Raw genomic sequence first — 14,702 nt, 5'->3', positions numbered from 1 at the left:
TAATCGAAATATTGAGTGTCATTATATTGATTGACCTTTATATTTTGATGAAGAGAGCCTGTTTTTTACTGTGTAAACTGAATTTAGATTACTGAATAAAGACTTCGATAAGTTTGGTGTCTTGTTTAGGTGCTAAAGTCAGATTTTTTAAACTGGCTGGAATCAAAACGGTTTCTCCTTTTGTCAATGAAACCGTTTCTTCATCATCATATTGAATCTCACACTCGCCATCTAAACAAATATAAATAACAAATGAATCAAGATGGAAGTAATCTTTCTCAATCGTTTTGTTGAATTCCAGGATGTTTGTTGAGAAAAAAGGACATTTCACAAGCTCGGATGTTGCATTCATCTTATGCTCAAAGTCTGTTTTGTGTTTTTTCTCATAATTGTAGTCCAGGGCTTCTTTGGCAAAATCGAGATGAAGTTCTCTGGTATTTCCGTCTGCATCACGTCTGTCCCAATCGTAAATTCGATAGTTAATATCCGATGTTTGTTGGATTTCTGCTAAAAGAACGCCTTTGCCAATGGCATGAATTCTGCCGGCAGGAATTAAATAGCAGGTATCTGATTCAACTTTTTCAGTATTGATCAACTCAGGCAAATTTCCATTTTGAATGGCATCAAGGAACAGGTTTTTATTCATGGTTTGATTGAAACCAATGAAAAGCTCTGCATTTTTTTCAGCTTCAATAATATACCACATCTCAGTTTTCCCATAAGCCTTATGCTTTTCAATTGCAAAGTCATTGTCAGGGTGAACTTGTACGGATAAATTCTCGCTGGCATCAATAAATTTAATCAAGAGTGGAAACTCGATACCGAATTGGTCATAAACTTTATCGCCTACCAATTCTCCCATATAAACTTCTATCAGTTCCTCCAAATCGTTTCCCTCAAGGAAGCCATTTTTCACAACAGAAATATCATCTTCCAAACCTGAAATTTCCCAACTTTCACCTGTTTGATTATCAGGGTTGAATTCTTTATTTAGAATTGAATTTAAGCGATTCCCACCCCAAATTTTTTCTTTTGGAATAGGTGTGAATTTTAAAGGATATAAGTTCATAAAGACTATTTTGGAATATTTGGCTTAGACTAAACGTGTCTGATCTAATACGATGATATATTTAACTTGCTGGTAATTTTAGTTACTTCAATCTGTCAAATGAATTTGATATCTGATGGAATTGTATCCATTAGCAACCAGGCTTGAATTAAAAACTCAGCATAAAATTTGTATCTTTGCACTGCAAAATTAGTGCAAATTTATAATATTTGATTTAAATACCATTTCGCATGTTAATAATTGGAATAGCTGGAGGCACAGGTTCGGGTAAAACGACCGTTGTGAGAAAGATAATTGATCGTTTACCTAAGGGCGAGGTTGCTGTGTTACCTCAAGATTCCTATTACCGTGACAGTAGTCACCTACCATTGGAAGAGCGTCAGAAAATTAATTTTGACCATCCAAACTCAATTGAATTTGAATTGTTGCAAGCACACTTAAAGCAATTGAAAGATGGTAAGGCAATCGATCAACCTATTTATTCCTATCTAACTTGCACACGTTCTGAAGAAACCGTTCGTGTTGAGCCAACCGAAGTGGTTATCATTGAGGGTATTTTGGCTTTAACTCAACCCGAGCTGCGCGACCTGATGGATATCAAAGTTTTTGTCGACTGCGATGCTGATGACAGATTGAATCGAGTGATTAAGCGTGATATTGTTGAGCGTGGTCGTTCAGTTGATGTGGTTTTAAACCGATATGAGGATACGCTTAAGCCGATGCATTTGCAATTTATTGAGCCAACCAAACGTTATGCAGATATCATTGTTCCTCAGGGTGGTAATAATCATGTGGCGATTGATATTTTGACTCAGTTTATCCAAAAGAATCTGAAAGTGAGTATTTAATAAGATCTCAAAAGATATCGTTTAGGGAGGAGATTTTGTAATGATCTCCTTTTTTTATAGATTTAATTTTCATTTATGATAAATTATTGCTTATGCTTGATGGTGTTAAATTAGAAGATTTACTTTTTATTGATATCGAAACGGTGTCAGGAGAGGCTAATTTTGATAAGATCAGCCCTAAGTTGCAAGACTTATGGGAGAAGAAATCGAATTATTTTAGAAACGAAGAGGAATCCGCTTCTGATGTTTATGACAGAGCCGGGATTTATTCTGAGTTTGGGAAAATCGTTTGTATTTCGACTGGCGTAATCGTAAGAAAAGGGACAGAGAAGTTTTTTAAGGTCAAATCCTATTACGGTCATGATGAAAAAGAGCTGCTAGCTGAATTTGGACAAATGCTCGATCGATTTTGTACCAAACCTTCTCGCAATTTGTGTGCGCACAATGGTAAAGAATTCGATTTTCCCTATATCGCACGTCGCATGTTGATAAATGGATTGAAACTACCTAAAGCCTTAAATATAGCGGGGAAAAAACCTTGGGAAATCAAATTTTTGGACACAATGGAGTTGTGGAAATTTGGTGATTATAAGCATTATACCTCATTGGCTCTATTGTGTGAAATTTTCAATATTCCCACTCCAAAGGATGATATTGATGGATCGATGGTAGGTAAGGTGTATTGGGAAGAGAACGACTTGGAACGGATTGCTATTTATTGTGAGAAAGATATTTTGGCAACGGCTCAGCTGATTCTTCGGTACAAAGGTGAAGATTTAATACCTCAAATAAATTTCGAAAGGGTTTTAATTTAGAATCATAATCTGTGCAATATTTTGCTTAGTTTCGTGTTTAAAATAATAGAATTGAAATCAGTCTTAGTTTAAAAGCTAAAATTTTAGAATAGAACGATGAAAAAAATAGGATTTAAAGGTATTGGCATTCTTGCCGTTTCTGCACTTTCAATAGTTATGACTTCCTGTGGGGGAAGTAGTGGAGGAGGAGATGTTGAGATTAATTTCGAAAAAAATGATTTGACAGATAAATATTGGTTCGCTAATGATTTTGTTTCAGATGATTACAGTCAGGATGATGATTTAATTGTTTATTGGTTCGAAAGAGATGGAGATCTGATTAAGCAAGAGTATGGTGGACGTGAGGAAGAGGAAGTGGGAACCTGGAGTCTTGACGAGAAAAAACTTGTTATAAAAGATAACACATTTGGTAATGGGGAAGCTATTGATTGGTTTTTACAAAAAGGAACCAATGCTCAAAATTTAGTTTTGAGTGCTGATAACAGACGTAAATTAACTTGCACGACTAACATTCCGGTTGTCAATGATATTACTGCTGATGCATTTGTTGTAAACTCAATAAATACGAGTGGTGATGTGAGCAGATATCTGCAATGTAGAGTTGCAGGGAAAAGCATTGAGAAAGCTAAATTGTTGTTGAAATCAGGCCAGAAGCTTGAATTGACAAAAGTTGTTGAAGGTACAGAGCCTGTGTTTGTGTTGGACAAAGTCGGTATTAATAGTTTAACATCGGAAACATTTCCTGAAAACGATGATGCCAAGTTTTATTTAAAGTTGGATAATGGTTTAGAGATTAAATTAACTGATGTGAACGATGATAAAACGATTGGTTCACTAAAAAATGAGCAAGACTATAATCAAGGGACTCATGTTGTAAAATGGACCGCTCTTGATGAAAGTAATATTTATTACTACGTTGAAATACTTGACCTAAACGGAAAAATCCTATTTAGAAGTCGTTCTCTTTCCGCTCAGGCTAACGATGTGATGGAAATTCAAATTGATAAGAATGTTGATTCAGAATTTGAATCTCTTGATGAGTTAGAAGCTGATAAGCAATACAAGGTAAGAATTAATGGTGTTAAATATGAAGATGGAATTAACCCATCTACATCGAAACATGAAGATTATAATATTCAAGCTAAGACTGTTTATTCTTATCCTATAATCTGGTCTTAATCAGGTTCCGGACCTAAAATCTAAAGAGCCGGGTAGAATTTAATTCTATCCGGCTCTTTTATGTTTTTCGATGAACTACTCCAAAATAAAATAGTTCACTGTTTTAATTAACAAATCGGGCTGCTCGGCATGTACCCAATGGCCAGCTTTAGGAATGCTGGTGATTTCAGCGTAGGGAAATATTGTGCGAATCTTTTTGTGATCATCATCGCATATATAATTCGATTCTTCTCCACGAATGAACAGAACCGGAAAGCCGGTAATTCCTTTTCCTTTCATAAACGAACTTTCATCAATCCCATCCATTATTTGCGGCAGGTATTGGCTAATTGTTTCGATATTCAATTTCCAACCAAAACTTTTATCGTCCTTTCGTTTGAGGTTTTTCAAAAGAAACTGTCTAACCTTTTCACTCTTGATGTGATTGGCAAGTTCATGATTGATTTCAGTTCTTGATTTAAATAAACTTAAATCAAGATTGAGAATGACAGAAACAATGTGTTCGTGGTTAATAGTTTGAGGCGTGTAATCCGATATTTTGCTGTAGTTTTTGGGCGCAATATCAACGACAACCAGGTTGCTAACCCTTTCGGGATGGTCGATGGCAAAAAACATCACAGTTTTACCCCCCATCGAATGACCAAGTAGCACAGCCTTTTCAATATTCTGATCATCCATAAATTCCAGAAGATCGTTTTTGAGATCGGTATAGCTGTGAGAGTCGGAGTGAGGCGAATTGCCATGATTTCGTTGATCAATTAAAAACACTTCGAAATGTTGAGACAATTCTTTGGCGATGCTTAGCCAATTATCCAGGCTGCCATACAAACCATGTACGATTATTAGGGCAGGACCTTCACCAAGTTTCTTATAATTGAGTTTCATGGGAATTAATAGATGAGATAAAATGTTTGATGCGGAATTATCACAATGCCGCATCAAACAAGTCTGTTTTATTTTAGTTGGCGCTTGTACATTTGAATGGTGTTCTCCATTCCAAAATATAAAGCGTCAGCAACCAATGCATGTCCGATTGAAACTTCAGCTAAATTCGGTACGTTTTCGTTGAAAAACTTTAAGTTTTCAAGACTTAAATCGTGCCCTGCGTTAATGCCTAATCCTAATTCGTGTGCTTTTTCTGCAGCAATTGCAAAAGCTCGAACAGATTCCTCGGGATTTTTAGGATAATCTGTTGCAAAAGGTTCGGTGTACAGTTCAATACGATCGGTTCCGGTAGCTTTGGCTCCTTCTACATTTTTAAGATCTGTATCAACAAAAATAGAGGTTCTGATGCCAGCAGCTTTGAATTTCGAAATTACTTCAATTAAAAAATCTTTATGGGTAACCGTATCCCAGCCAGCGTTTGAAGTCAATGCTTCCGGCGGATCAGGAACAAGAGTAACTTGTTCAGGAACCACACTTAGCACTAAATCAATAAATTCTTTGTTTGGGTAGCCTTCAATATTGAATTCAGTCGTAACAATCTTTTTAAGATCCAATACATCCTGATAGCGGATGTGACGTTCATCTGGTCGAGGGTGTACCGTGATGCCTTCAGCACCAAATCTTTCACAGTCTGTTGCCATTTTGCAAACATTCGGCGTATTGCCGCCTCTGGCGTTTCTTAATGTTGCAATTTTGTTTATATTTACACTAAGTCTAGTCATTTTATGTAAGAATGATTGAGTTGTCAGAAATGAAACTCAAAATTTATACTATTGTTTGTTTTGTTGAAAAGCAAAATTAGAAGTATTTCCTTGAAAAAAAACCTAATATGATTGCAAAAGATTTAATTTCTGATGTTGTTCCGGTTTTGCGCGAATCTGATACGGGTCTTCAGGCTCTTAATTGGATGGAAATATTTAAGGTTTCTCACCTGCCCATAGTGAGAGGCGATGAATTTATCGGCCTTTTATCTGATAATGATATCTACGATTTAAATCAGGTTGAAGCTCCTATAGGAAAACAAAAGTTATCCTTATTCAGTCCATTTGTTACTCAGAATCAGCATATTTATGATGTCATCGATAAGGTGTCGCATTTAAAACTGACGGTGATTCCTGTTCTTTTGGATGACGGCACCTATTTGGGTTTGATTACTTTAGGTGATTTGATGCAGTATGTCGATAAAATTTTTGCTGTTAGCGAACCCGGGGGTGTTATTGTTTTGGAATTAAATTCGATTGATTATTCTTTGAGCGAGATCGCTCAGATTGTAGAAGGGAATGATGCCAAAATTTTGAGTCTCTATGTGAAGTCATCTGATACTTCCCGAAAAATAGAGCTGACGCTGAAGATTAATAAAACAAACCTGACATCTATTATCCAGACCTTCCATCGTTACGATTATACCATCAAATCATCCTATTTAAGAGATGATGATATGCAAGAGTTGCTTTTCGATCGTTATAATGCCTTTATGAAATTTCTGAATACGTAATTTTGTGTCATTCAAAAGGCTCTTGCTCTTGTTTGGCTGCTCTATTCCCTTATATTTGTGAATAAATAGCAATATACGTTATTGTTTATTTGAAATTGGATGTTGAGCCTTAGTTATATCCACTTATATCAAACACTCACTTATTATAAAACAACATGAAGGTAGCCCTGTTTGGGAAGCAGTTTAGTGAAGATTTTCTAGATAGCTTTAAATTAATTTTAGACGAGTTCAATTCTCACAAGATCGAACTTTGTATCTACCGTCCTTTTTACGATTCAATTGTTGAGGAATTGAATTTTACTCCTGATGTGGATGAGTTTTTTACTCAGCATGTCGATTTGGACAAAAGAGTTGATTTTTTCTTTAGTATTGGAGGAGACGGGACATTTCTTAATGCCGTAAGTTTGGTACAAGATTCCGGGATTCCAATTGTGGGTGTAAATAGTGGACGTTTGGGGTTTATGGCTGATATTGCCCGTGATGAAATACCGGCTGCAATCGCCGACATTTTTGAAGGTAATTATACGATAGAGGAAAGAACACTGCTTAAGGTTCAGGTAGGGGATAATGGCTTATTCAAAGATTTTAATTATGCTTTGAATGAATTTACAGTTCACAAGAAGGATTCAGCATCCATGATCACGATTCATACTTATATTGATGATGAATATTTGAATTCATATTGGGCAGACGGATTGATAATTGCGACACCAACAGGTTCTACAGCTTATTCGCTTAGTGTAGGAGGTCCCATTGTGATCCCCAATACACAAAATTTTGTTATTTCTCCTATTTCTCCCCATAATCTAACTGTTCGCCCTATTGTTGTGCCAAACCATCAGGAAATAACGCTGAAAGTTGAAGGGAGAAGTGATAGTTATCTGGCTTCTTTAGATTCACGATCGGTTAGTTTTGAAGCCTTAAATGAATTAAAAATAAGTAAAGCAGATTTTAAAATTAAGGTCTTAAAATTAAAAACACATTCTTTTTATAGTACACTTCGAAACAAGTTAATGTGGGGAGTTGATAAGCGCAATTAGCTAGTATTTAGGGGGTGATGAAAATATTTGTAAGTCGCGGTTAATTTTTGTTAAGACCCGAGGTTTTTTCAGATTATATGCTACTTTTGTAGCTTATGATTGAATAATATTCAATACTTAGCGCATCTTATGTTCGAATAAGAAGAATTAAGTTATATAAACAGGTTTTCATGAACAGATTTATTTTAGGGATATTATTCTTTTTTGTTGGCCATTCAATCTACGCTCAGAATTCATCTGATGCAGGTATTATTGTAGGGGCCAACTATTATCTGGGAGATATTAACCCCAATAAGCAGCTTTATTCAAGTACACCATCGATTGGTTTTATGTACCGTTATAATATGGGACCAAGGTATGCTTTGAGAACGAGTTTAAGTTTTGGTAGTTTAAAAGGCAATGATTTGGATTTTGATAATAAGTATCAACAATCGAGAGCAGCCTCTTTTGAAACAGAGTTGGTTGATTTTTCTCTTCAAGTGGAGTTCAATTTTCAACCGTTCTTAGTGCCATTGTCAAGTCGGGCTAAACGTTTTTCGCCCTATATTACAAGTGGCCTGTCGTATATATCATCTAGTAGTACGACTTCATCATTCGCTATTCCTATGGGAGTAGGTTGTAAATATCTAATTGGGAAACGCTGGACTGCTGCTGTTGAGTGGGCGTTCAAGAAAAGTTTTACCGATGATTTGGATGGATTGAGTGATCCAAATAAATTGAATATTGCCAATAAGTTTCACAATGATGATTGGATATCATTTTTAGGTGTAACCTTAACATTGCAACTCTTTAATGATTTGGAATGTCATGCATACGATAGAATAGTAAAATAATATATGTTGATTACAGATAAGATTATAAAGGATAGATTACCCAAGCATATCGCCATTATTATGGATGGTAATGGAAGATGGGCAAAGGCGAGAGGCGAGCATCGAATTGTTGGTCATCAGAATGGCGTTGAAGCTGTTCGACAAACAGTAGAGGGGGCCGCTGAACTTGGTATATCTTATCTCACACTTTATGCTTTTTCTACCGAGAATTGGAATCGACCCCAAGATGAGGTTTTAAGTTTAATGTCGTTGCTTGTTGATGCCATTGAGCATGAGACCCCAACTCTCATGAAAAACAATGTAAGATTAAAAGCAATTGGCGATCTCGGAACTTTACCTGATGATGTCAGGTCAAAGTTAGAAGGAACAATTGAGAAGACTGGAGTTAATACAGGCTTAACTTTGGTTTTGGCATTAAGCTATAGTGCACGATGGGAAATTGTTGATGCAGTAAAGCAAATAGCTCTTAAGACGAAAAATGGTGAACTTTCAATTGAAGAGATCGACGCATCTTTATTTGAAAATTATCTGACAACAAAAGGAATCCCTGATCCTGAATTGGTAATTCGTACCAGTGGTGAGTATCGAATTAGTAATTTTTTGTTGTGGCAAATTGCCTACTCTGAATTCTATTTTGCAGAATTGTTTTGGCCCGACTTCAATAAAGAGGAGTTGTGTAAAGCCATTTTGGACTATCAAAATAGAGAAAGACGTTTTGGTAAAATTAGTGAGCAAGTAAATAATAAGTAAGAATTAACTATTCAATTAGATAATGATTAAGCGATTAACTTTCCTCTTTTCTCTTCTTATAAGTTTGAGTACTTTAGCACAAGAAGCCGATACTATTTATAACCCAACGGTGGATTATGCTTCCCCTAAAAAATATGAAATTGGTGGTGTCACTGTTTCCGGTATTAAGCATCTCGAAAGTGATGTTTTGATTCGAATAGCAGGATTGAAAGCTGGTGAACAAATTGATGTTCCGGGTGAACAAATCACAAAAGGGATTCAAAAGCTATACAAGCAAGGTTTATTCTCTGATATCAATATTACAGCGACCAAACTTATTGGAAAAAAGATATTTCTGAATATTCATCTTCAGGAGCGTCCTCGCTTGTATAGTGTAAATTATGGTGGGCTATCAAAAAGTGAAACAACAAAGCTTAAGGAAAAGTTGAAGTTGATGAAGGGAATTCAGGTAACTGATTTCTTGATTAATAATACAGAGATTGTTGTTAAGGATTATTTTAAGGAAAAAGGTTATTACAATACTAATGTAAATATTGTTCAGCGTGATGCCACTGATGAGGAAAATAGTGTAATTCTGGATATTATTGTTGATAGAAGTAATAAGATTAAAGTTAGAAATATTTTTGTTGAGGGTAATAATGCCTTCACGACGAATAAAATCAAAAAGTTCATTAAAAACACAAAGGAAAAGAGATTCAAAAATTTCTTGAAATCATCCAAATATATTGAGGAGAAGTGGGATGAAGATAAAATCACCTTGATTGAGAAATTTAATGAAAAAGGATTTCGTGATGCTTTAATTATCTCGGATAGTGTCGTAAAGGTTGCTGATGATCGTGTTGATATTTACTTAAAATATAAAGAAGGGAATCGTTATTATTTCAATGATGTAACTTGGGTAGGGAATACCGTTTATAATTCATTTATCCTTGATCAGGTTTTGAAATTGAAAAAGGGTGATACTTATAATAAAACCTTGCTTGATAAGCGTTTGACAACTGAGGATGATGCTGTAAGTAATCTTTATTTGGATAATGGATATTTGTTCTTCAATGTTAATCCTGTCGAAACAGTTGTTGGTACGGATTCAATCAATATTGAAATGCGAATTGTTGAGGGAAAACAAGCCTATATTGATAGAGTAAACATCAAAGGGAATACGAAAACTCACGAACACGTTGCACGTCGCGAATTGTATACCTATCCAGGAGAGTTATTCAGTAAGAAAGATATTATTCGTTCAGTTCGAGAGTTGGCTCAATTGGGGCATTTCGATCCTGAGGCAATAAATCCGGATATTAAGCCTAAACCTGAAAGTGGTAAGGTTGATATTACTTATGAGTTGGAAGAAAAAGCGAACGACCAAATTGAACTTTCCGGAGGTTGGGGAGCTGGTATGATTATCGGTACTGTTGGTTTGAAGTTTTCAAATTTCTCCATGCGTAATATGTTTAATAAGGAGGCCTGGAGCCCACTGCCAACGGGCGATGGTCAAACGTTAAGTATTCGTGCTCAAACTAATGGGTCGTATTATAGTTCTTATAGTATTTCATTTGTTGAGCCTTGGTTGGGAGGTAAGAAACCAACATCTTTAAGTACTTCATTCTACTATTCAAAGCAATCTGGCTATAGCCGTTCATATGGACAATACTATAATCAACCCAATAGCGATCAGCAACAAGAGGTTTTGGGTATGAGTGTTGGTTTGGCAAGACGATTGAAATGGCCTGATGATTATTTCTCCTTGTATAATGAAGTGAGTTATCAAAATTATCGATTGAAAAATTGGCAGTATTATTTAATTTCTAATGGAACTTCGAATAACTTCAGTTTTACAACTACACTATCGAGAAGTTCTATTGATAATCCATTATATACCCGAAGTGGGTCGACATTTTCTCTAAGTATGAAAATTACTCCGCCTTATTCTTTATTTGATGGGGTGAATTATTCTCGATTGACGAATAGCGATAGGGATATGCAGACGAAGCATAAATGGATTGAGTATCATAAATGGGTCTTTAAGGGTAAAATGTTCTCACCTATTTTGAATAAAACGGATAAACTTGTTTTATACACAGGTGCTGAGTTTGGTTATTTAGGGTATTTCAATAAAGATAAACGTTCACCATTCGAAGGATTTGAAGTTGGTGGTGATGGTATGTCAGGTTACTCGATGTATGGGAGTGATAATATTGGACTTAGGGGGTATGGTAATGGTACACTAACTCCAATTGCAGCAAACGGACAACGATTGGGAGGTAATATTTATTCTAAATTTACGGCAGAGGTTCGTTATCCTTTATCTTTAAGTCAATCGGCTACGATTTACGCTTTAGCTTTTGCTGAGGCCGGTAACGCCTGGTATGAATTTGAAGATTTTCAGCCTTTCAATGTTAAGCGTTCAGCAGGTATAGGTATGAGAATTTTCTTGCCAATGTTTGGCCTTTTGGGAATCGATTGGGCTTATGGATTTGATGAGGCTGCTCGACCTGGAGAGAATGGAAGTCAGTTTCACTTCGTAATTGGTCAGCAGTTTTAACATATTTTAAATAATAAGAATATTTTGATTTTCGTATTTCTTTTAAATTTATAATTAGTAAATTCGGTACTTTCAAAAAAACAGAAGTTTAATAGCTATACATAAGATCATTCAATTCAATAAGTTTATGATGAAGTATTTGATATGTGTTTTTAGTTTTTTCTTACTTGGGAGCTCAAGTTTAAAAGCGCAACAACAGAGATATGGATTTGTTGATACAGCATATATTCTGGATCACATGCCTGATTATAAGTCGGCACAAGATCAATTGAATGAAAGTTCGGCAAAGTGGCAATCTGAGATTGAGGCTGTTTATCTTGAAATAAAGAGCTTGCATGCAAAATTACGTAAAGATCAGGTGTTTTTATCTCCAGAGCTGAAGACAAAAAAGGAAAAAGAGATTCTTGAGCGGGAGGCTTTGGCGCAGAAATTGCAGAATAAGTATTTTGGGCAAGAAGGTTTGCTTTATAAAAAGAGACAAGATTTAGTTCGACCTATTCAGGATGATATTTACGATACGATAAAAGAAATTGCCAAGGCTGGAAATTATGGAATGATTATTGATAAAGCTAATGGACCAACAATCATTTATAGTAATAATAAATTTGATCTTAGTGATAAGGTTCTTTATAAATTAGGAATAAGAGTAAATAAACAATAAAACTATGAGTTTGAATTCAGTATCTATAAATCTGATTCATCGTCATATCTAAAAAAGAAACCAAATGAAAAGAATTTTAAAAGTTACTTTGTTAGCAGTAGTGCTTTTGACTAGCGCTAATACTTTTGCTCAGACTCTTAAGTTAGGTCATATCGATTCTTCTAAGCTTTTAGCTATTATGCCAGAGAAGGATGCCGCGCAAAAGCAAATTGAAACTAAGGCTAAGGAGTTCGATACACAGATTAAGGCTATGCAGGCCGAATATCAAAAATTAGTAGAGGCATATGTTGCTGAAAGAGAAACATTGTCTGATGCAATTCGTGCTGATAGAGAAAAAGCTATTCAGGATTTGCAGAACCGTATGCAAACTTTTGATCAATTTGCACAAAATAAAATTCAAACTACAAGACAAGAGTTGTTGAAACCAATTTTTGACAAGGCTTCTCAAGCTATTAAGGAAGTTGGTGAAGAAAACGGATTTACTTATGTGTTGGATCTTAGTACAGGTGTTGTATTATTCAATTCTGCAACAAGTATTGACATTATGCCATTAGTTAAAGCTAAGCTTGGTATTCAGTAGATCGATTAATTTGCTTAGGCAAATGATGAAATTTCAAAAGGTAGGCTTAGTGATAAGGTCTACCTTTTTGCGTATTATTAGGTAATATTTATTTGAGCTTCAATGAAAAATAGTTCGTGTCCAGCTTCCAATTCTAAATGTTCGATTGGTGTTTTTGATTCAGGTTATGGGGGATTAACAGTTCTTGATGAGTTGATAAATAATATGCCGGAATATGATTTTATTTATTTGGGAGATAATGCCAGAGCACCCTATGGAACGCGTTCGTTTGATGTAATCTACGAATATACGCTTCAGGCAGTTGAGAAGTTATTTTCGATGGGCTGTCAGTTGGTTATCTTGGCTTGTAATACTGCTTCTGCAAAAGCTTTGCGAACCATTCAGCAGAGAGACTTACCCCGATTAGCACCCAATAGAAGAGTATTAGGCGTTATTCGCCCCAGTGTTGAGGCCTTAGGTGCTTTAAGCCAATCAAAGCATGTAGGCGTATTAGGAACAGTCGGAACTGTGCGCTCTGAATCTTATCTGATGGAGATGGCTAAATTGTATCCTGATTTTATTGTCACGCAGGAAGCTTGTCCGACTTGGGTCCCTTTGGTTGAAAATAGGGAGTTTGAGAATGAGGGGGGGCGATATTTTATAAAAAAACATATCGATTCTCTTTTAGCTAAAGATAGACAGATTGATACGCTTATTTTGGCTTGTACACATTATCCTATCCTTAAGACTGAAATTAGAAACTTTCTCCCAGATAACATACAGCTTATATCACAAGGGCAAATCGTTGCAAATCGTTTGATTGATTACTTGGAGCGTCACCCAGAAATTGATAAAGTCTGCTCAAAGAAGGGAGAGTTGAAATTCTACACGACAGAGTCTATTTCAGATTTCGAAGAGAAAGCCAGTGTTTTTCTTAATCGTAAATTAAAAGCACAACACATTGCTATGAATTAGCAGTGGTGATTAGAGATTAATATTCACCACTACTAATTGATTTATTTATTCGTACCAACTTGCATACATTGCGTATGAGTTGGCAATACGATTGATTTCCCCTTCAAGTAAATCAGGGCTCATTTCTTTTATTTTCTTGGCAGGAGAACCTGCATAGACACTCCCTGATTCCACATGTGTTCCTTTGGTTACCACTGAACCGGCAGCAATGATTGAGTTTGATTCAATGACAGCATCATCTAAGACAACGGCGCCCATCCCAATTAGAACATTATCCTTGATTGTACAGCCATGAACAACAGCATTGTGTGCAATTGATACATTATTGCCAATATTGGTTGGTGACTTTTGGTATGTAGCATGAATGGTTGCATTGTCTTGAATATTTACATTGTTCCCAATCTTAATGTAATGCACATCACCACGGAGAACTGCTCCGAACCAGATGCTGCATCCATCCCCCATTTCAACATCTCCAATAATACTCGCATTAGGAGCAAGGAAACAATCTTTCCCCATTTTTGGAGACTTCCCTTTTAGATCTATTATATAAGCCATATTCGTTATTTTCTTATTTAGTTTGAATTTAAATACAAATTTAAATAAAAAAAAGAGATTACAATTATTCGAAACCCAAATGAAGAAATATGATCTAAGGATAGCATTTAAGCTAGTATAGCGAACATTTAGAGGTTGTAAGAATATTTATGATATTAATTCAAACTTAATTAAATGATTATGATCTTTCTTCTTGGATTTTAAATGTTAATATAATTTGTAGCATTGTTCTTTTAAATACTTTGAATATTTAAGAATTTTTCACAATTTTGGTGACGCTTAATCGAATTTAAAAGTTCTATAAGAAGATGTAATGCCCATTTTCTAAAGGCTTTTATCCGATTATTAGTGAATTATACATCGCTTTTATATTTTTCTTAGCAGTTATCCAAGATCAGTATAAGATGCGATGTGTCAATAAATGTTAATTAAC

The 14,702-nt window shown here is 35.4% G+C and carries 15 protein-coding genes; 11 read left to right on the top strand and 4 right to left on the bottom strand.

Annotation, left to right across the window (positions count from 1 at the left end; translation table 11 throughout):
* Positions 1-88: 88 nt before the first annotated feature.
* A complete protein-coding gene (locus EV201_RS07870; RefSeq protein WP_130307052.1) occupies positions 89-1,069 on the bottom strand; it encodes a type I phosphomannose isomerase catalytic subunit in 981 nt (326 codons plus the stop codon).
* Positions 1,070-1,299: 230 nt separating this feature from the next.
* On the opposite strand from EV201_RS07870, the gene udk reads away from it, so the two are divergent.
* The 3 genes from udk to EV201_RS07855 all read left to right on the top strand — a co-directional run bounded on the left by udk (position 1,300) and on the right by EV201_RS07855 (position 3,911).
* Entirely contained in the window at positions 1,300-1,917 is a 618-nt protein-coding gene (gene udk / locus EV201_RS07865) for a uridine kinase (protein ID WP_130307051.1), read from the top strand.
* Positions 1,918-2,009: 92 nt separating this feature from the next.
* Positions 2,010-2,732, top strand: a complete 723-nt coding sequence (locus EV201_RS07860) for a 3'-5' exonuclease (protein WP_130307050.1) — start codon at positions 2,010-2,012, stop codon at positions 2,730-2,732.
* A 96-nt stretch (positions 2,733-2,828) separates the two neighbouring features.
* On the top strand, positions 2,829-3,911 hold the full coding sequence (locus tag EV201_RS07855) for a hypothetical protein (protein ID WP_130307049.1): 1,083 nt from the start codon (positions 2,829-2,831) through the stop codon (positions 3,909-3,911).
* Between the two features lie 75 nt (positions 3,912-3,986).
* On the opposite strand, the gene EV201_RS07850 is transcribed toward EV201_RS07855, so the two are convergent.
* On the bottom strand, positions 3,987-4,796 hold the full coding sequence (locus EV201_RS07850) for an alpha/beta fold hydrolase (RefSeq protein ID WP_130307048.1): 810 nt from the start codon (positions 4,794-4,796) through the stop codon (positions 3,987-3,989).
* Between the two features lie 68 nt (positions 4,797-4,864).
* Positions 4,865-5,578: a pyridoxine 5'-phosphate synthase gene (locus tag EV201_RS07845; protein WP_130307047.1), complete on the bottom strand. Its 714-nt coding sequence runs from the start codon at positions 5,576-5,578 to the stop codon at positions 4,865-4,867.
* Between the two features lie 107 nt (positions 5,579-5,685).
* On the opposite strand from EV201_RS07845, the gene EV201_RS07840 reads away from it, so the two are divergent.
* From EV201_RS07840 to murI, 8 genes are all read left to right on the top strand, one after another.
* Positions 5,686-6,351: a CBS domain-containing protein gene (locus tag EV201_RS07840; protein WP_130307046.1), complete on the top strand. Its 666-nt coding sequence runs from the start codon at positions 5,686-5,688 to the stop codon at positions 6,349-6,351.
* A gap of 155 nt (positions 6,352-6,506) precedes the next feature.
* On the top strand, positions 6,507-7,391 hold the full coding sequence (locus EV201_RS07835; protein ID WP_130307045.1) for an NAD kinase: 885 nt from the start codon (positions 6,507-6,509) through the stop codon (positions 7,389-7,391).
* A 170-nt stretch (positions 7,392-7,561) separates the two neighbouring features.
* Complete coding sequence (gene porG, locus EV201_RS07830) at positions 7,562-8,224, top strand: type IX secretion system protein PorG (RefSeq protein WP_130307044.1); 663 nt, start codon at positions 7,562-7,564, stop codon at positions 8,222-8,224.
* A 3-nt stretch (positions 8,225-8,227) separates the two neighbouring features.
* The gene (locus tag EV201_RS07825) at positions 8,228-8,974 is read left to right on the top strand and encodes an isoprenyl transferase (RefSeq protein WP_130307043.1); all 747 of its coding nucleotides are present in this window, start codon (positions 8,228-8,230) and stop codon (positions 8,972-8,974) included.
* Positions 8,975-8,996: 22 nt separating this feature from the next.
* Positions 8,997-11,516, top strand: a complete 2,520-nt coding sequence (gene bamA, locus EV201_RS07820; RefSeq protein WP_130307042.1) for an outer membrane protein assembly factor BamA — start codon at positions 8,997-8,999, stop codon at positions 11,514-11,516.
* A 127-nt stretch (positions 11,517-11,643) separates the two neighbouring features.
* Positions 11,644-12,177: an OmpH/Skp family outer membrane protein gene (locus tag EV201_RS07815; protein WP_130307041.1), complete on the top strand. Its 534-nt coding sequence runs from the start codon at positions 11,644-11,646 to the stop codon at positions 12,175-12,177.
* Between the two features lie 64 nt (positions 12,178-12,241).
* Positions 12,242-12,757 carry an OmpH/Skp family outer membrane protein gene (locus EV201_RS07810; RefSeq protein WP_130307040.1) on the top strand — a complete coding sequence of 172 codons (516 nt, stop codon included), beginning with the start codon at positions 12,242-12,244 and terminating at the stop codon, positions 12,755-12,757.
* A 102-nt stretch (positions 12,758-12,859) separates the two neighbouring features.
* Positions 12,860-13,711: a glutamate racemase gene (murI, locus tag EV201_RS07805; RefSeq protein WP_130307039.1), complete on the top strand. Its 852-nt coding sequence runs from the start codon at positions 12,860-12,862 to the stop codon at positions 13,709-13,711.
* A 45-nt stretch (positions 13,712-13,756) separates the two neighbouring features.
* On the opposite strand, the gene EV201_RS07800 is transcribed toward murI, so the two are convergent.
* Positions 13,757-14,269, bottom strand: coding sequence for a gamma carbonic anhydrase family protein (locus tag EV201_RS07800; RefSeq protein ID WP_130307038.1), 513 nt, complete (start codon positions 14,267-14,269; stop codon positions 13,757-13,759).
* Positions 14,270-14,702 lie beyond the last annotated feature (433 nt).

It is taken from the genome of Ancylomarina subtilis, from assembly GCF_004217115.1.
GTDB lineage: Bacteria > Bacteroidota > Bacteroidia > Bacteroidales > Marinifilaceae > Ancylomarina > Ancylomarina subtilis.
The sequence above is the reverse complement of the archived record's forward strand: the minus strand, read 5'-3'. Positions and strand labels throughout refer to the sequence as shown.